The 16,785-nt window shown below is 69.3% G+C and carries 16 protein-coding genes; 6 read left to right on the forward strand and 10 right to left on the reverse strand.

Translation table 11 applies throughout. From position 1 onward, the window contains the following. The first annotated feature begins 183 nt into the window (after window positions 1-183). Both OG446_RS17545 and OG446_RS17550 read left to right on the forward strand, forming a co-directional pair. Window positions 184-432 carry a type II toxin-antitoxin system CcdA family antitoxin gene (locus tag OG446_RS17545; RefSeq protein ID WP_328894935.1) on the forward strand — a complete coding sequence of 83 codons (249 nt, stop codon included), beginning with the start codon at window positions 184-186 and terminating at the stop codon, window positions 430-432. Continuing rightward, window positions 429-830, forward strand: a complete 402-nt coding sequence (locus OG446_RS17550; RefSeq protein ID WP_328894936.1) for a DNA-binding protein — start codon at window positions 429-431, stop codon at window positions 828-830. Before OG446_RS17545 ends, OG446_RS17550 begins: the two co-directional genes overlap by 4 nt. 493 nt (window positions 831-1,323) lie before the next feature. Here the strand turns inward: OG446_RS17550 and OG446_RS17555 are convergent, their stop codons facing one another. Next, entirely contained in the window at window positions 1,324-2,277 is a 954-nt protein-coding gene (locus OG446_RS17555; RefSeq protein ID WP_328894937.1) for a hypothetical protein, read from the reverse strand. A 486-nt stretch (window positions 2,278-2,763) separates the two neighbouring features. Between OG446_RS17555 and OG446_RS17560 the strand changes: the two genes are divergently transcribed. Further along, window positions 2,764-3,513 carry an SDR family NAD(P)-dependent oxidoreductase gene (locus OG446_RS17560; RefSeq protein ID WP_328894938.1) on the forward strand — a complete coding sequence of 250 codons (750 nt, stop codon included), beginning with the start codon at window positions 2,764-2,766 and terminating at the stop codon, window positions 3,511-3,513. Between the two features lie 545 nt (window positions 3,514-4,058). On the opposite strand, the gene OG446_RS17565 is transcribed toward OG446_RS17560, so the two are convergent. Further along, window positions 4,059-4,445 carry an Imm32 family immunity protein gene (locus OG446_RS17565; protein ID WP_328894939.1) on the reverse strand — a complete coding sequence of 129 codons (387 nt, stop codon included), beginning with the start codon at window positions 4,443-4,445 and terminating at the stop codon, window positions 4,059-4,061. Window positions 4,446-4,632: 187 nt separating this feature from the next. After that, window positions 4,633-5,028 carry a RidA family protein gene (locus tag OG446_RS17570; RefSeq protein ID WP_328894940.1) on the reverse strand — a complete coding sequence of 132 codons (396 nt, stop codon included), beginning with the start codon at window positions 5,026-5,028 and terminating at the stop codon, window positions 4,633-4,635. 122 nt (window positions 5,029-5,150) lie between these two features. Between OG446_RS17570 and OG446_RS17575 the strand changes: the two genes are divergently transcribed. Then, window positions 5,151-6,122, forward strand: coding sequence for a helix-turn-helix transcriptional regulator (locus OG446_RS17575; protein WP_328894941.1), 972 nt, complete (start codon window positions 5,151-5,153; stop codon window positions 6,120-6,122). 45 nt (window positions 6,123-6,167) lie between these two features. Here OG446_RS17575 and OG446_RS17580 read toward each other — a convergent pair whose 3' ends face one another. From OG446_RS17580 to OG446_RS17605, 6 genes are all read right to left on the reverse strand, one after another. Further along, a complete protein-coding gene (locus OG446_RS17580; RefSeq protein WP_328894942.1) occupies window positions 6,168-6,509 on the reverse strand; it encodes a hypothetical protein in 342 nt (113 codons plus the stop codon). A gap of 55 nt (window positions 6,510-6,564) precedes the next feature. Then, window positions 6,565-8,967: a PA14 domain-containing protein gene (locus OG446_RS17585; protein ID WP_328894943.1), complete on the reverse strand. Its 2,403-nt coding sequence runs from the start codon at window positions 8,965-8,967 to the stop codon at window positions 6,565-6,567. 105 nt (window positions 8,968-9,072) lie between these two features. Next, window positions 9,073-10,632 carry a PQQ-dependent sugar dehydrogenase gene (locus tag OG446_RS17590; protein ID WP_328894944.1) on the reverse strand — a complete coding sequence of 520 codons (1,560 nt, stop codon included), beginning with the start codon at window positions 10,630-10,632 and terminating at the stop codon, window positions 9,073-9,075. A gap of 136 nt (window positions 10,633-10,768) precedes the next feature. Further along, the gene (locus OG446_RS17595) at window positions 10,769-11,440 is read right to left on the reverse strand and encodes a lytic polysaccharide monooxygenase auxiliary activity family 9 protein (RefSeq protein ID WP_328894945.1); all 672 of its coding nucleotides are present in this window, start codon (window positions 11,438-11,440) and stop codon (window positions 10,769-10,771) included. A gap of 264 nt (window positions 11,441-11,704) precedes the next feature. Beyond that, on the reverse strand, window positions 11,705-12,823 hold the full coding sequence (locus tag OG446_RS17600; protein WP_328894946.1) for a fatty acid desaturase family protein: 1,119 nt from the start codon (window positions 12,821-12,823) through the stop codon (window positions 11,705-11,707). A gap of 7 nt (window positions 12,824-12,830) precedes the next feature. Then, window positions 12,831-13,886, reverse strand: a complete 1,056-nt coding sequence (locus OG446_RS17605) for a ferredoxin reductase (RefSeq protein ID WP_328894947.1) — start codon at window positions 13,884-13,886, stop codon at window positions 12,831-12,833. An 86-nt stretch (window positions 13,887-13,972) separates the two neighbouring features. Here OG446_RS17605 and OG446_RS17610 point away from each other — a divergent pair, with 86 nt between their 5' ends. Together OG446_RS17610 and OG446_RS17615 are read left to right on the forward strand one after the other, a co-directional pair. Next, complete coding sequence (locus OG446_RS17610) at window positions 13,973-15,112, forward strand: PucR family transcriptional regulator (RefSeq protein ID WP_328894948.1); 1,140 nt, start codon at window positions 13,973-13,975, stop codon at window positions 15,110-15,112. Between the two features lie 88 nt (window positions 15,113-15,200). Continuing rightward, window positions 15,201-15,539 carry a thioredoxin family protein gene (locus OG446_RS17615; protein ID WP_328894949.1) on the forward strand — a complete coding sequence of 113 codons (339 nt, stop codon included), beginning with the start codon at window positions 15,201-15,203 and terminating at the stop codon, window positions 15,537-15,539. A gap of 153 nt (window positions 15,540-15,692) precedes the next feature. Here the strand turns inward: OG446_RS17615 and OG446_RS17620 are convergent, their stop codons facing one another. Then, a complete protein-coding gene (locus tag OG446_RS17620; protein ID WP_328894950.1) occupies window positions 15,693-16,661 on the reverse strand; it encodes an FG-GAP repeat domain-containing protein in 969 nt (322 codons plus the stop codon). Window positions 16,662-16,785: the final 124 nt, after the last annotated feature.

A 16,785-nucleotide genomic window follows, 5' to 3' on the forward strand; every position in this document is an offset into this window, starting at 1 on the left:
GGGCCGTCGCGCTGCGTCGGCTCAGGACCGATACACGTCTCCTCTTGCCCCAGGTGGCCGGAATCGTGACTTTGAGGGAGCTTTTAAAGCCCTTTCGCTTCCCCATCAGGAGCTGACGCTTGCCTCCACTAGCAGCCGAAGCACCGAACAGCAACATCCCGCATACTCCAGTATGCTCGACCTATGTCCTCCACGACGCGTATCACCGTCACGCTCCCCAGCGACCAGGTGGCGGAGCTTCGCAAGCTCACGGACAACGTCTCCGGCTACGTGGCGGAAGCCGTAGCCCGCCAGATCCGGCACCAGCTCCTGGGCGACGATCTCCGCCGCCATGAGGCGGAGCACGGGCCCTTCAGCGACGAGGAGCTCGCCGAGGCTCGCGCGAAGATCTTCGGCTCCGCCGGCACCTCCACGGGCGCGGATGCCGCGTGAGCGAACGCATCGAGACCGTCGTCCTGGACTCGGAAGGACTGTCCGCCTGGGTCGCGCAGGACCGCAAGCTCCTCGCCATGCTGCAGGTCTTCCACGACATGGGAGCCGACCTGGTGATCGGGGCCAACACCATCGTGGAAGTCACCCACTCCCGCACCAACATGCCTCGCCTCAACTGGGCCCTGTCCCGTGTCAAGGTGGAGCCCGTCACCGAGCAGGCGGCGAGAGCGGCGGCTGCGCTCCTCAAAGACGCCGGGCTGCACGGGCACAAGTACGCCATCGACGCCACGGTCGCCGAGGTCGCGCTCCGCCAGCCGAAACCCGTCGCCCTGCTGACCTCCGACAGCGATGACATGACCAAGCTCTGCGGCAGCCAAGTCCGCATCGTCCCCCTCTGACCAGTCGGCCCGCCCGGAGCACGCGTCGCACTGCCAGCTCTCGTGCCCCATCCGTGCCCAGCAGAGCGGACAACAGCGGTCGGATACGGCTCCCAGAGACCTGGAGCCATCCACCCGGGGCTCCGCGAGCGGGCGGCCCGCAGCACCGGCTGAGGGCGAAACCACTCACTCAGGTGATCCACATCTGCAGATTGAGATGGGGCGCGGCTCACCCGCTTCCCCAGGCACCTCTACTTCTCTGTGGCGGTCTGCCCACCAGTGACCAGTCGGCCCGCGTCGAAGCCGCCGGCGGCCGGGCAGAGCGGACTGGAAGCGTCGAGGGGCAAGCCTGATGGGTGAGGGCAAGAAGAAGTGCACCAGCTACCACACCGGCCCTCCCGTGTCGTGGGCGTGGCGGCGTGGGCCAGGAACAACGGTGAGCCCATCTGGGACACAAATGCGGTGGGCCCGGAGTGGTCGGTGACCGCGGCGCTCGATGAGGTTCACGTGCGGTTCACCCTCCCGCGAAGTAGGAGGGCTCGCGGACTCTCATGCTCCGCGCGATCGCGGTGAGCACGGCCGGGCTCACCGGCGGCGAGGTGGCCTGGATGTCCGCCACCGTGTCGTCCACGCGGACGTAGTAGGAGACGTACTGGGAATCCCCTGAACGCCACACCCCCGGCGCGACGGCGGTGCAGGCGGGGGCCGGGACTGGGTAGGTCGAGTTGATCGCGGCACAATGGGACGGCGGGGTGAACCGCGGCTGCACGTGCGCGACGCTGACCTGGATCTCGCGATTCAGCTCCGCCATGGTGGTCGCCTGCCGCCCGTCTAGGGCGAGGCGGTAGTGGAAGGTGGGGGCGGTGGTGGTCTGGGTCCCGACGCCTTCGATGTGATACCCGCTGGGGACCCGCGGTCCGAGCAGTGGGACCGGGCTCGCCGACAGGGCGCTCTCCTGCCGGCTTTCGGTGATCTGCGAGGCGGCGAAGGTGTTCATGGGCACCACCAGCGCCAGCGCCGCCGCCACCGCCATACGTGGCAGCCACGGGTGCAGCGAGGCGGTGAACCACGCAGCGAGTGCGAAGCCGGCGATCGGCAGTACGAACTGGACCCAGCTGACATGGCCCAGGAACCAGGAGACGCTGTTGACCACTGTCAGGTACCGCAGCAAGTACCAGCTCAGCCCGGTGCCGACCAGAGCGGTGAGCCACGCAGGGCGCACCCCGGCCACCCGCAGCGACGCCCACCCGCCGAAGAACAGAACGAACGGGATGGCATCGCGCCACAGCACGCCTACCCCGAGGCAGCCCCAGCCGGGGGCATCCCGGCAGGCGGAGGAGGAGACGAGTAGCCACTTTGCGAGGAACAGCGCGACCACGAGGCCCAGCCCCACTCCGGCCGCGCGCAGCGTACGCCTGGCCGCTCGCCGAGGTTCTGACGGCGGCTCACCCGTCTTCGTACTGGTCATTCCGCACCCCCGGGGCCAGCCTCCGCAACGAGGGTACTCTGCCTCAACTCCCGCACCTATCAGGGTTGCTGGGGGAGATAGCCGCCCAGAACTGCGCATGGATGGACTGCTGCGGCACTGTGGCCACCCAGGTACTCGGGGCCTCGCCCACCACGGCCAGGGAGGGACACATGTCCACATCTGCCACGCAGTCGGCGAACAGCCGGAGCTCCTTGGTCCCTGCATCTCCCGCCAGGGGTCAGGGGTGTCGTTCCCACGATTCCCACCCTCCTGCTTCACCCGGGCTGCCGCACCCGGCCCGGTCCGGCCCGGTACGGCCCGGTACGGCAGCCCAGGGCTGCTGGGCGGGCAGGGTGGCCAGCCTGGGCTCCGCCATCCGGGTGAGGGTCCTGCAGCACCTGCCTGTTGACGCCGAAGACCGGCGGTCGTACCGTCGCCAGTCAGAGATGTGACCATCGTTCATAAACGAGGACATGGGGTGGGGTCATGGGGCAGCGCAAGGTCGTGGTGTCGGGTGGCGGTACGGGGATCGGGCGGGCGGTGGCCGAGGTCTTCGCGGCGGACGGCGACCACGTCGTCCTCATCGGGCGGCGCGAGGAGCCCCTGGAGAAGGCCGCCGGAGAGCTCGACGCCGCGCATGGTGCGGGAACGGCCTCCTGGGTAGCCGCTGATCTGAGCGATCCCGGCCAGGCCCGCAGAGCCGTGGAGTTCTGCACCGCGGGCGGCGCGCAGGTCGACGTGATCGTCGCCAACGCCGGCGGCAACGTCGCACCGTCCCACGACGGCACCCTCGAAGGCGTCGCGGACAGCTTCCGCCGCAACTTCGAGGCCAACGTGCTCACCGCCGTGCTGCTCACCGAAGGATTGCTGCCCCACCTCACCCGGCCCGGTGGGCGGATCATCCAGATGTCGTCTGTCGCCGCGCTGCGCGGCCCCGGTTCGTACGGCGGCTCCAAGGCCACCGTCAACGCCTACACCGTCGACCTGGCGCAGAAGCTCGGCCCGCAGGGCATCACCGTGAACGCGGTCGCTCCAGGCTTTGTCGCCGACACCGAGTTCTTCGGCGACCGGGCCACGCCCGAGTTCGTCGCCGCCCGGACCAAGCAGTCACTGACGGGCCAGGCGGGCCGCCCCTCGGACATCGCCGCCGCGGTGCACTACGTGGCGTCACCTGAAGCGGCGTACATGACGGCGCAGATCATGCATGTGAACGGGGGCGCGACACTGGGGCGGTGACGGCTCGTCACGGATGCGCAGCCGCTCCGCACGCGACCAGCCAGACTCCACACTCGTTGCGCCGGGACCGATGCGAGGCGGCCTGATCCACCCTCCACATCGAGGAGCACGAGCCATGCCCGCCCACGCACCCCAATTCGATGGGTACGAGGGGGAACCCCTGCGGTTGCCGCCCATGCGGTCAGATACGACCCCCAGAGACCGGGAGCCATCCACCTGCCCAATCCGAAATCTCAGGTCAGAGCCCCTCAAACAGCGTAAGAACCGTTGATTCCCAAGCTCAGAGCGCGAGTTCGATTCTCGTCACCCGCTCCACAGCACGACTCCTCGAAGCCCCAGGCCAACAGCCGGGGCTTCCTTGTTGTCCGGGCGAAGGCAGCAAAACCCGGCGAGTTCCGCCGCTCCCCGGGGCGAGTCCGGTACGGAAGAGATGAAAGGAACCGCAGTCGAGCCGAGCATCAAGCAAACAGGCCACGGCCGAACGCAATCGACGAGTAGATCTGGGCACTCCGCTCCGGCCACCCGCCCTCGTTGCGTACCACCGCTCATCGGGTCGGCATGCCTCCAAGGGGGCTGTTGACCACGATCGACGCAGAGCCTTCAAGGAGGTAGGGATGCTCGGGGAAGTAGTCAACGTGAAGGTGACCACCATCCTCGGCGGCAGCCATAGCCCTCAGATTGTCTGCCAAGATGGCCCTGCCACCCGGATCGCCACAAATCACCAAGATGTGTCGCGACACGTCGACTTCGATCCGCACCCCGGACCTGGAAGACCTCCTGGCTTCGATCCCGGCCAAGACGCCTGTGGCTGCCGATGAGGTGGATCCCATGAACCCGTCACCCCTGGCCACCGCGTTTGCCACAGCAGCCAGTTCCTCCGCTGACGCGGTGAGCTCCACTTCGCCGAGGACGGGATCCAAAACGAGTCGCACAGGCGGCACTCCTTCATGGTCGAACTTCCATCATGCCGCTGGAGGCCCCGGTCAATGACCGGGGCCTTCGACGTACGGGCGAGGGCACGGCAATCGTCGGGGCACCGGCCATTCGGCGCCCGCCGTCCTCCGCCTGCCGCTCGCGCCGCACCGCGTCGGCTCGGGCAACTGGAGCAGCAGGACCGGATCAGGCGACAGCGGTTCCTTCGAGTTCGACCATCTGACCGGGTATCGCGAGTCGGGTGACCCCCAGCATCGTGGTCGTCGGAGCAACACCCGCAGCACCCAGCCGTCCGGCAAGGGTGCCGTAGTGCGGAAACAGCGCGTCCACGTCGGTGGTGTAGACGTTGAGGCGGACGAGGTTCGCCAGCGACATGCCGGCCTCGGCGAGGACGGCTTCCAGGTTGTCCACCGCGAGCCGGAGTTGCGCGGCGATGTCCCCGTCGTGCTCGGGCCTGCCCTCCTTGCTCATCGCGGTCTGTCCCGAGATGTACAGGGTCCGGGTCTCCCCGGAGACGACCTCGCCCTGGTTGAATCCCATCTCCAGCGACCAGGCCACCGGGTTGACTGCTGTTCGTTCCATTGCCGCTCCATCCGTTGTCTCTGCGTGCGCCGGCGACCGGGAAGCCGCCGTCCGAACGCCCTTGAAGCAAGCCTCTCGAGAAAACACGACACCTTGTGTCATGTTTTTTGTAGAGTGAAACCATGCGCGCGGATCGGCTGGTCTCACTGGTGCTGTTGCTGCGACAGCGGGGCCGGATGACTGCGGACGAGCTGGCCGGCGAGCTGGAGGTCTCCGCCCGCACGGTGCTGCGTGACATCGAGGCGCTGTCCACAGCGGGAGTCCCTGTGTACGCCGACCGTGGCCGGCATGGCGGCTTCTCCCTGCTACCCGGTTTCCGCACCGAACTGACCGGGCTGAACCATGACGAAGCCCTCGCGCTGTTCACCGCCGGATCGAGGCATGGCCGGAAGGTCTTCGGTCTCAGCGCCCCGCTCGCCTCCGCGATGCGCAAGGTCGTCGACGCGCTGCCCGAGGGGCATCGAGCCGCCCTGGACGACGCCGCCAAGCGGTTCCTCGTCGAGCCCCAAACCGATATGCTCTCCCGCCGACTCGTGGCCGAGGACGTGGTGGGCGCCGTGATGAGCGAAGTCCGTGGCGCCGTGCTCACGGGGCGCAGACTGCGTTTTCACTACGCCGCACCGGACAGGCAACCTCGTTGGCACACCGTCGACCCGATCGGCATGGTCACCGTCCGCGACCGAACCTATCTGCTGGCCACCAAGTCCGGGGAGGACCGCACCTACCGACTGTCGCGGATGCTGGCAGCCGAAGAGCTCCCCGAACCCGCTCAGCGCCCGGCGCAGGTCGATCTCGATCGCATCTGGGCCGAGCGCAGCGCACGCTTCCTCTCCGAGGCCCACATCTCTGTGACGGTCCGGGTCAAGCCCTCGCGGCGAGAAGAACTACTGAACGCCGCTCGGGCTGTCCGCGCCGAGGAACCGGACGGCGAGGACTGGGTTCGCCTGGACGTGACCTTCGAGGACCTGCGGCACGCGGTCTGGGCGGTATGGCAGCTCGACACCGACGCTCAAGTCCTCGCCCCCGACGCGCTGCGCACGGCCTTGCGCGACCGCATCGCCACCCTCGCCGCTCGATACGACGATCCGGACTGAGAGGGCCCCTCTCCCCCGGCCCACCGGTTCTCCGCGTGGGATCGCCTACGCGTCATGCGCGGCAGCGGACTTCGGCAATGCGGGCATCACGAGTGCGGTGATGACGTAGAGACCCGCCGAGATGAGCAGGACAGCGCCCAGCGCACGGCTGTCGTCGATCAGGGTCGGTGGCCCGGTGGTCGATCCGGCAGCACGGGTGAAGAAGACGGTACCGAGGACGGCCATGCCGACTGCTCCGCCGATCTGGTTGACGGTGGAGAGCACGCCTCCTGCTGCTCCTGCGTTGCGGTCGGGTATCCCCGCGAGGACGACGCTGACCAGGAAGCCATCGAGGCGGGAGACCCCGTACCCGCCCAGGTCGAAGTCCTGCCGCCGGTCGAACCGCACGTCGCCCGGCGTGGGGAGGGGACCGAAGAACCCTTCGGTCCCCTCCCGCCTCCGGTCAGAGCCAGGAGTCCCAGATGCCGTACGCCGTCGATCGGGTCACGGCCTCGACGCCCGAGGCGTCGAGCCGTACGACGCGGTAGTAGTACAGGCCGAGCCGGTCCTCGTGCACCGTGGTGTCCATGGAGAACGCGGCGCCACCCGTCGCGCCCTCCGCCAGGGCGACGTAGGTGGCGGTGACGGGGTCCCAGCGCTCCACGCGGTAGCTCGTGAACCGGGAACAGTCCCCGAGTCCGGAGCTTTCGGAGCAGCCGACGTACAGATCCGGGTACTGGCCCTCGCGGACCTCGGTCTCCGTCCAGCCCGGCGGCCGGGTGTCGGGCAGGGTGACCGAGACCTCGGCGGGGTGGAGTGCGCCGAGTGGATCGTCGCGGTGATCGTCGATCGCCGCCACCTTGTAGACGTGGGTGGCGCCGTCCGGCACGGTCGGGCAGAGGATCTCGGTCCTGGTCAGGGAGCTGCCGGTCCAGCAGTTGTCCTTCCAGACCGTCTCGCCGCTGTCCGGGTCGGTGACGCCCTGCCACGCGCGGTAGCCGGAGACATCGGTGTCGGCGGGCGGCGTCCAGGTCAGCCGGACGCCGAGCGGGACTCGTTCCGCGGTCAGGTCCTGGACCGCGGCGGGACGCTGGGTGTCCGGGGTGGTCTCCGTGGCGGGCGGGCCGGGCTGCGACACATGTCCGTACCGGTCGGTCGTCACGACTCGGTACTCGTACGTCGTCTCCGACTTGCCCTGCACGTCCCAGCAGGTGCCGTTGACCTGTTTGCGGGCGGACAGAGGAGCATCGTCGTCCGCCCAGGTCCAGTACGTGTCCGGGTCATCAAGCGGCAGGTCCACCGAGCGGTTCGGCTTGCACTGGTCCACGATGTCGGTCTCGCCGGTCGTGGTGTCGGTCCGGATGATCCTGTACGTGGGAAGAGGCCGCTCGTCGACGGTCCACGGGTCGACGCTGCTCCACGCGACCATCACACCCTCGTCGAACACGCTGGCAGTGGTCTTGAACGCGGGGATCGCCTCCGGACGGTCGGCCAACTCCAGAGCGATCTCCACCGGCGCGGCAGGGTTGCCCTTGGCGTCCAGCGAGCGCACCGCGTACCGGTAGCTGTCGGCGACGGCGGCCGACTGGCGCGGCACCACGTCGGTCCGGGTGCCGGGGCTCCCCTCGGGAAGAGCGTCGGCGTAGCCGCCGGTCGCCGGGTCGTACTGGAGGACCTGGTACGAGGCGGCCCCGGTGACGGGCGACCACACCAGATGCGGAACGCCCGACCGGTACTCGGCGCGGAGCCCCGTGACGGCGGCGGGCGGGGTCAGGTCGGGGGTGGTGAACGTCATGGCGGCCGAGTACGCCGACCAGTTCCCGGCGGCGTCCCGGGCCCGCCCCCGGTAGGTGACCTTGCTGCCGTCGGCCCGGTAGCCGGTGTCGCAGATCGCGCCCTTGGTGCCGGAGTAGACGGTGCTCCAGAGCTTCGTGGTCGCGTCGAGCCGCTGCATCTCGTACCGGGCGATGTCGGCGGCGTTCTTCGCGGTGGTGACCAGCTCCGGCGCCGCGTAGGGCTGGTCGGCCGGGCAGGCATCCCATTCGAGGAAGGGCGCGGCGGGCGGCGTCCTGTCGACGGTGGTGACGAGCTTGTCGGAGCTGCCGCCGGATACGTTGCCCGCCTTGTCGACGGCCCGCACCTCGTAGTAGTAGGCCGCGCCGGTCCTGGGCAGCGCGCTGTCGGTGTACGACGTGGCGGTGGTCGTCGCGAGCTGCTTGCTCCCGTACGCCGCGCCCTTCAGCCGCCGGTAGACCCGGTAGTTCGCCAGGTCCATCTCCTTGCTCCTGGTCCAGGTGAGCCTGGCCGCGCCGGTGGTGGAGTTGTACGAGACGGCCGCGCCCGCCGGGATGAGGGGCCTGACCTTGTCGTAGGCGGCGGAGGTGCGCGGCGTATAGGCGAACCTGACGTTCGCGGACCCCGTCCAGTTGACGAAGTCGACGCGGAGCGTGTGCCTGCCCGCGGGGATCGTCACGTTGACCGTCTTCTTGACGGTGGCGGAGACGTTCTTCCACACGTCGATCTTGCGGACGCCGTCGAGGTAGACCCGCGTGCCGTCCTGGGCGGAGGCCGTGAACGTGAAGGGGCCGCCGGAACCGAAGTCGCGCGTCACCGCCCAGCGCACGCCGAAGTTGTTCGACGGGAGGCCGGAGGCGGGTGCGCCCGAGCCCCAGTTCTGGTCGATCGCGGAATCGCAGTCCGTCTTCTTCGGCGTGCCCGAGAACGTCGTGTTCGCGAAGAACTGCCGCTTGAAGACGGGGGAAGTGCAGCTCACCGCCGCGGAGGCGGGTACGGCGGTGGCGTACAGCACTCCGCCTGCCGTGGCCAGAACCAAGGCGGTGGCGGTCGTGCGTCTGGCTGGGTTCATCAAGTCCTTCAGTCCTGTTCGGCGGCCGATTTGGGTCAGACGTCGCCGAACAAGACAGACAGGAGGGCCGGTTGGTTGTACGAGCCTCAGCCGCGACAGCTGATCTCAGTGGCCCACCGCACAGGCGTCCCCGTTGAGCGTGAAGCGCGGCGGTGGCGACGAGTCGCCGGTATGGGCGGCGAGGTAGCCGAGGGTGATGCTCTCGCCGGGAGCGATCGTGGCGTTGTGCGAGCTGTTGGCGGCCGTGATCGTGTTGCTTCCCTGGGTGAGGTCGGTGTTCCAGTCGGAGGTGACGGTCTGCCCGAGGGCCAGCGGGAACCTCAGTGTCCAGCCGTTCACCGGAGTGCTGCCGGTGTTGGTGACCGTCAGGTCGACCGTCGTACCGGTGCCCCACGCCCGCACGGTGGGCTGCACTCGGCAGGTGGGTTCCTCCTGGGCGAAGGACACACGGTGCAGACCGCCCGGCAGGTCGTTGACCGCGTAGAGCTCCCCGTCGACGGTCGTACCGATCGCCGTCACCTGGGTGGGCATCTCCCCTATCTCGGCCTGCTCGTAGCCGCCTTCGCCATCGGGGCGCAGCGCCCAGACGGTGGAGGAGCAGTAGTCGGTGGCGATGTACGTGCCGCCCACGAGGCCGGCGTGCTGCCGGCCCCGGTAGACGTGACCGCCGATGACCGAACAGCCGCCGGTGTACGGGGAGTAGGTGAAGACCGGCGCGGTGTACGTTGCGCCGGCGTCGCAGTCGCCGCCGCTGAACTTCTCCAGTCCCTCGTAGCAGGACCAGCCGAGGTTCAGACCGCCCTGTCCGGGGCTGAGGTGATCGACCTCCTCCCACCGGCCCTGGCCGACGTCCCCGATCCACATCGAGCCGTCGACGCTGTCGAAGGAGAATCGCCACGGGTTGCGCAGCCCGTAGTGCCAGATCTCCTCGCGGGTGCCGGGGGTGCCCACGAAGGGGTTGTCCTCGGGCACGCAGTAGGGAAGCGTGCCGCAGCTGCGGCTCACGTCGATGCGCACGATCTTGCCCAGCAGGGTGTCCAGTCGCTGCCCGGCACGGAGGGGGTCCGCGGAACCGCCGCCGTCGCCGATGCTCCAGTACAGGTGGCCGTCCGGGCCGAACGCCAGCTGGCCCCCGTTGTGGTTGCTGAACTCGGAGTGGGGCTGGGAGAGCAGGACCTCCAGGCGGGCGTCGTCGAGCCGGTAGCGGGCGACGGTGACCGCGGCGTCGGGCAGTGCCGTGTACGCCAGGTACACGCTGCGGCTGTCGGCGAAGTCGGGCGGAACGGCGATGCCGAGCAGGCCGCGCTCGTTGCCCGATTCGTCCACGGCCGACGTGATGTCGATGAGCGGCTCCGGGTCCAGGCCGGTACGGGGGTGGTAGGCACGTACGGTTCCGGACTTCTCGGTGATGAACAAGCGGTCGGTGCCGTCATCGGGTGCGACGACGGCGGTCGGCCGTCGCAGTCCGGAGGCGACCTGGGTGGTGGTCGCGCGGAGCGACGGAAGCGGGACGGTGGAGGAGTTCGTCGCCGCTTCGGTCGGTGTGGTGGTCGCCGTCGTGGGAGGAGCTGCCACGAGGGACTGGGCGGCGGCGGGCAGTGCGGTGAGGGTGGTCAACAGGAGGGCGAGCAGCAGCTGCCCGGTCCAGCGGTGTCGTCGCGGCATGTCGGCTCCGGAATCGAGGGCGCTTGCACGGCGGGGGCGTCGGGACACGAGGGGGCGTCGGGACACGGGAGTCCCGCCGGGCGGGTGGCGTCCGGCGGGATCACCCGGTGGGCGGTGAGGTCAGCCGAGGTTCACGTCAGCCGAAGTTCACGTCGCTGCACAGGAAGTACGTCTGGTCCATGTGCGATGCCTGCCAGATCGTGTAGACGACGTGGTGACCGGTGTAGCCGGACGTGCTCACCGGGATCGAGTAGTTCTGGCTGGGCCCGTACCTGCCGGTCTGCGTGACCAGTTCGAGGTCGCTCCAGCCCAGCGCCTGGGTGGTCGGGTCGAAGCCCTGCCGGCTGACGTAGACCTTGAAGTAGTCCGCGCCGTGGCTGGCCTGGTCGTACAGCTTGACGGTGAAGTCATCGGTGATGTCCGTGGTCTTCCACGCACCCACGGTGTCCAGCGCGTTGTAGCGACCGCCCTCGGTCCGACCGCCGCTGCACAGCTGTCCGTCCGGTACGACCGCCGGGAAGTTGCCCCCGGAGCCGTTGCGGTACAGGCCGTTCCAGTTCCACATGGCGTTCGGGTCGGCCTGCCACGCCTGCCAGCACATCGGGTCCTGCTGCGCCATGGCCGGGTTCTGGAAATCGCTGCCCCAGCGCTGCCAGCAGTCGTAGGCGCGTGAGGCCGGGTCGACGACCGAACCGTGAGCCATGGCTGTGCCGCTCCAGGCGGTCATGCCGAGAAGCACCGCTGCGACGGTGCTCAGGACGAGCGTCGGGGTGCGCCATGCTTTTCTGTTGCGTACATGACAACTCATGATCTCTTCCTTCGGTGGGGGGAGCCGGGGAGCCCGGCGGGGTCGACGGTGTGGGAGCGCTCCCGCACTTCCACAGTGCGCACGGCGTGGCGGGACGGGCAATATCTGTTCACGCCACTTCGACACCGCATGGCGCAAAGTGCCTCTGCCCCGAGGACGGCCGCCGGGCCCCGGACAGGGCCTTGCCGCCGGGCAGGCCGCCGGGCGCGGTCTCCGTCCCCGGGCAGCCCGGTACGGCCGAGGAGTCCGCACCGGTGCCGGGAGTCAGGCGGCGATGAGGTCCCGCTCGCGGTCCGGCGTTCCGACCGCGGGCTGCTTGTTCGGCAGCGCGAGCCGGAAGACCTTGTGCCACGCGGAGAACACCTGCTTGGGCAGCGGGCCGGTGACGTACTCCAGCTCGTACTTCTCGAACAGCGCGCGCACCTTCACCGCGACCTCGGCGTACCGGTTGCTCGGCAGGTCCGGGAACAGGTGGTGCTCGATCTGGTGCGACAGATTGCCGGTCATGAAGTGCATGGCCTTGCTGCCGCTGATGTTCGCCGAGCCCATCATCTGGCGCAGGTACCACTGGCCGCGTGACTCACCCTTGATCGACCGGCGTTCGAAGACCTGCACGCCCTCGGGGAAGTGCCCGCACATGATGACCGAGTGGGTCCAGATGTTGCGGACCAGGTTCGCGGTGAACGTGGCGGCGAGGGTGGGGAGGAATGAGGGGCCCGACAGCAGCGGGTGGATCACGTAGTCCTTGAGCACCTGCTTGCGGATCTTGCGGCCCACGGCCCTGGCCCGCGCGCGGAACTCCGGGTTCCCGCGGCGGCGCTTGCCGAGGTTCTTGCCGAGCTCCAGGTCGTACGCCGCGATGCCGTACTCGAAGAAGCAGGCGTTGAGGAAGTTCCACAGCGGCTGGCCGAGGTGGAAGGGGTGCCACTTCTGGTCCTCGTCGACGCGCATGATGCCGTAGCCGAGGTCGTTGTCCTTGCCGATCACGTTGGTGTACGTGTGGTGCAGCTCGTTGTGCGAGTGCTTCCACTGATCGGACGGCGAGACGTGGTCCCACTCCCAGGTGGTGGAGTGGATCTTCGGGTCCCGCATCCAGTCCCACTGGCCGTGCAGGATGTTGTGGCCGATCTCCATGTTGTCCATGATCTTCGCCACGGACAGCCCGGCGGTTCCGAGCAGCCACGCGGGCGGGAAGACCGAGAACAGCAGCACACCCCTGCTGGCCAGCTCGAGCTTGCGCTGCGCCGAGATGACCTTACGGATGTAGGCGGCGTCCTTCTCGCCGCGGGCGGCGATCACCTCGTCGCGGATCGCGTCCAGTTCGCGGCCCAGTTCCTCGATCTGTTCCGCGGTCAGGTGGGCGGTGGGGTCGATGGCGGTCAAGGTGCTCCTACCGTTCGATGTCACAGGGGCCCGCAGCGGCGGACACGCAGGTTTGGATGAGGACGCCCGGCTCGGCCTCGGTGATCTCACCGGTGCGCAGGTCGCGGACGGCGCCCGCCCTGAGCGGCGTGACGCAGCCGAAGCAGATGCCCATGCGGCACCCGGAGGGCATCAGCACGCCGGCCTCCTCGCCGATGTCGAGCAACGGCGTGGCGCCGTCCGCGTCGATGGTCTTGCCGGTGGCGCTGAACGTGACCTCGCCGCCGTCGCCGGCGACGACGATGCCGGGGCGGAACCGTTCGGTGTGCAGGCGTTCCTGGACGCCCTGTTCGCTCCAGTGCTCCTCGGCGGCGTCGAGCAGGCCCGCGGGCCCGCAGGCCCAGGTCTCGCGCTCGGCCCAGTCGGGCACGAGCGCGTCGAGCCGGGCGATGTCGAGCTTGCCGTCCGTGTCGGTGTGCACCTCGATGAGCCGAAGCTTCTTGTCCGCGACCAGGCCGTGCAGTTCCTCGCGGAAGATCACGTCCTGAGGCTGTGGCGCGCAGTGGACCATGACGACGTCGTCGAACTCGGTGTCGCGCAGCATGCCCATCACGGGCGTGATGCCGCTGCCGGCCGTCAGGTAGAGCACCTTGGCGGGCTTGACCTGCGGCAGTACGAAGTCACCGGTCGGCTGGTCGAGCCGGATCAGCGTGCCCGGTCTCGCCCTGCGGACGAGGTGGTTGCTGACCTTGCCGTCCGGGACCGCCTTCACGGTGATCGTGACACGGCCGTCCCGGCGGTCCGTCGGCGAGGTGAGGGAGTAGGCACGCCACAGGCGCACTCCGTCGACGTCGACCCCGACCCTCACGTACTGACCGGCTGTGTGGCCGCGCCAGCCCCTCCCCGGCCTGATCACGACGGTCGCGGCGTCACTCGTCTCGGAGTGCACGGCCTCGATGCGCCCACACAGGTCAGCGCCCGCACGCAGCGGGCTGACCAGGTCGAGGTAGTCCGACGGCAGCAGCGGTGTCGTGACCATCTCCAGCAGTTTCCACGCCCTACTGCGGAGGGCTCCACTCGTCATGACTCCAGCTTGCTGCGCCCCAAGGCGTAAAGTCCTGACCACAGGACGTAAACCTGGTCAACTGAATTGTTCGCAGGGAACAAAAAGTGAGCTATGCAATCCGGAGGGCCAGCGAACTGGCCCTGGATGAGACGACGGTCACCGCCCTTCGGGCCGCACTGAGGACCACCGCCGACGAAGTCGTCCAGGCGATCATCGACGAGGTCCCTCCCTACGCCAACGCCCTTTCGGGCCGCATGGGCGCCACCATCCGCAGAGCCGTCCGCACCGCCCTGGGGCACTACCTGGACCTTGCGACCGGGAACGCCACGGGCGGCGACGCCGGTGACGCCGCCTACGAGCTGGGCCGCGGCGAGGTACGCGACGGCCGTTCGATGGACGCCCTGCTCGGCGCCTACCGCGTCGGCGCCCGCGTCGCCTGGCGATGCCTGGCGGCGGGTGCCGTACCCGCGGGTCTGCCCGCTGCCGAGGTCGCCAAGTTCGCCGAGCTGACCTTCGCCTACATCGACGAGCTCTCCGCCGCGAGCGCCGCGGGCCACGCCGACGAACTGGCCGCCCGGGGCAGAGCCCACGAGCGCCACCTGGAGCACCTGGCCCGCGACCTCCTCGCCGGCGCGAGCCCGGACGTGCTGCTGGCCTCGGGCCAACGGGCCAGGTGGCAGCCTCCGGTCTCGCTGACCGCCGTCCTGCTGCCCGCCGCCCAGGCCCGGCCTGCCTACCGGACACTCGACCCGAGCACCCTCGTCCTCGACGATCTGCCGGACGCCACCGGTGTGCTCCTCGTCCCCGATGCCGACCGGTCACGTCTCCTGCGGCAGCTGACCGACCGCGCCGCCGTGGTCGGCCCGGCCCGGCCGTGGACCCGTGCGTCCGCCTCGTACGCACGAGCCGTACGCGCACGCTCCCTCTCCCCTGACATTCGCGACACCGAGGACCACCTGCCCGACCTGGTGCTCAGCGCCGACGCGGAGGCGTTCGCAGACCTGCGCGCCCGTGCCCTCGCACCGTTGAAACCCCTGCCTGCCGCAACCGCTCGACGGCTGGAGGACACGTTGCGGGCGTGGCTGCTGCACCAGGGCAGGCGGGACGAGGTCGCGGCGGCACTGTTCGTCCATCCCCAGACGGTTCGTTACCGGATGTCGCAGCTGCGGGAGCTGTTCCCCGATCTCGCATCACCGCACCGGGTTCTCGAACTGACGCTGGCGGTCGGTCTCCGGGTCAGCTGACGCGTCCACCCGTCCGAAACCGGGGCCGACCCGGCACACCGCGCGAGGGATGATGGGACGGAATACGAAACGTAGGTCAGGAGCTTCCGTGGCAAAGCTGGTTCACCGACCTCGTGAGGACGCGGAGTTCGATTTCATCCTCGGGAGAAGCAGGGTTCCGGTGCTCGCATACTTCACCGGGGCATGGCCCAAGGCCATCGAGCCCTGCCGGGTGATGGACCTCGTCGTGGGCGACATCGCCGACGACTACACGGGCCGCCTGACGGTCGTCCGCACCGACATCACGCGTTGCCCGGCGGCAACCGAGCGATACGGGATCACCGGAGCCCCGTCCTGCCTCCTGCTGAAGGAGGGAGAGGCGGTGGCGCACGGCGCGGGGCCCATGACCGTCGACGAGGTGCGGAAGTTCTTGGACGGTCACCTCTGAGGGGCGGGTCGGCACGGGCCGGCCGTGTTCACGGACGAGCCGGACTGCGGGTCAGGTGGCGCGTCGATGGCCCACCGCTGGGCCATCACGCCGCCCCCTGACCCGTGATCCGTCATGTTCGGTTCCTGTCCTCCATCGGGCCGGACCGGTTCGTCAGAGGAGCGGGTCCAGCCCGGTCAGTCTCGTATCGGGGAATGCGATGGCGGAGAACGGTTCCCTCCACTGGCCCGTGCCGTAACGGAACCTCATCTGTGTGGCAGCACTGCCGTCGCCCGCGGAGACGGTTGCCAGATCGCTCCGGCCGTCGCCGTCGATGTCTCCACTGCCGACAATCCGGTGCCCGCCCCAGCCGCCGCTGATCCGCGTCCGGGGCGCGAACGTACCGTCGCCCTTTCCGAGGTAGAGCCACAGCACACCGGATCCGTCGCGAGCGACCAGATCACCGGCGGGGGCGCCGCCGAGGTTTCCGGTCGCCGTCAACTCGTTGTAGACGCCCCAGCCGCCGCCGACTCTCCTGCGAACGGCGTACGTGCCGTCGCTCCTGCCGGGATAGAGCCACAGCACACCGGCCTTGTCCGTGGCGAGGAGGTCGTCCCGGCTGTCGCCGGTCAGATCGGAGCCGCTGGTGAGCTTGTCGTAGATGTTCCACCCACCGCCGACGCGCTTGCGGACGGTGAGGGTGCCGTCGCCCACGGCCGCGTACGACCAGAGGACGCCGGTCCTGTCGCGGGCGGCGACGCCGGCGGTGCCGGGGACGATCCGGTCGTACGTGTTCCACCCGCCGCCGATCCTGGTCCGGCGTGGCGTGTCGCGGGACGTCAGGTGCCGGAGCTGGCCGACGTCGTACAGGGACAGAACGCCGGCCGAGGAGCGGCCGAAGACGTCCGGCGAACCGTTGCCGTCGAAGTCGTGCGCGCGGGGCGCGCGGGTGGCCGTGAACGCGCCGGTGCGCTCGACGGCCGGGCCGATGCCGTTGTCGGGCTCGGCCCTCATCGTCCACGTGTACGCGCCTCCGTACGCCGGGAACTTGTCGAGGAGGCCGTCCCAGTCCAGGCGGAACTCCGTCGTGCCCGGCACGGGCGCCCAGACGGTGAAGGCGGCAGCTCCGGCTGCCGCGAACACAGCGACTCACGAAGGCCGTTCAGGGTTGTACATCCGTTCGGAAATCCACGGATCACGTCATGGGGGCGTACGGGTCGCGGCACCGTTGCGGCCTCCGGCCCGCTGCCGCGGTCACGGTCGGGCG

The organism is Streptomyces sp. NBC_00236 (genome assembly GCF_036195045.1).
Taxonomy (GTDB): domain Bacteria; phylum Actinomycetota; class Actinomycetes; order Streptomycetales; family Streptomycetaceae; genus Streptomyces.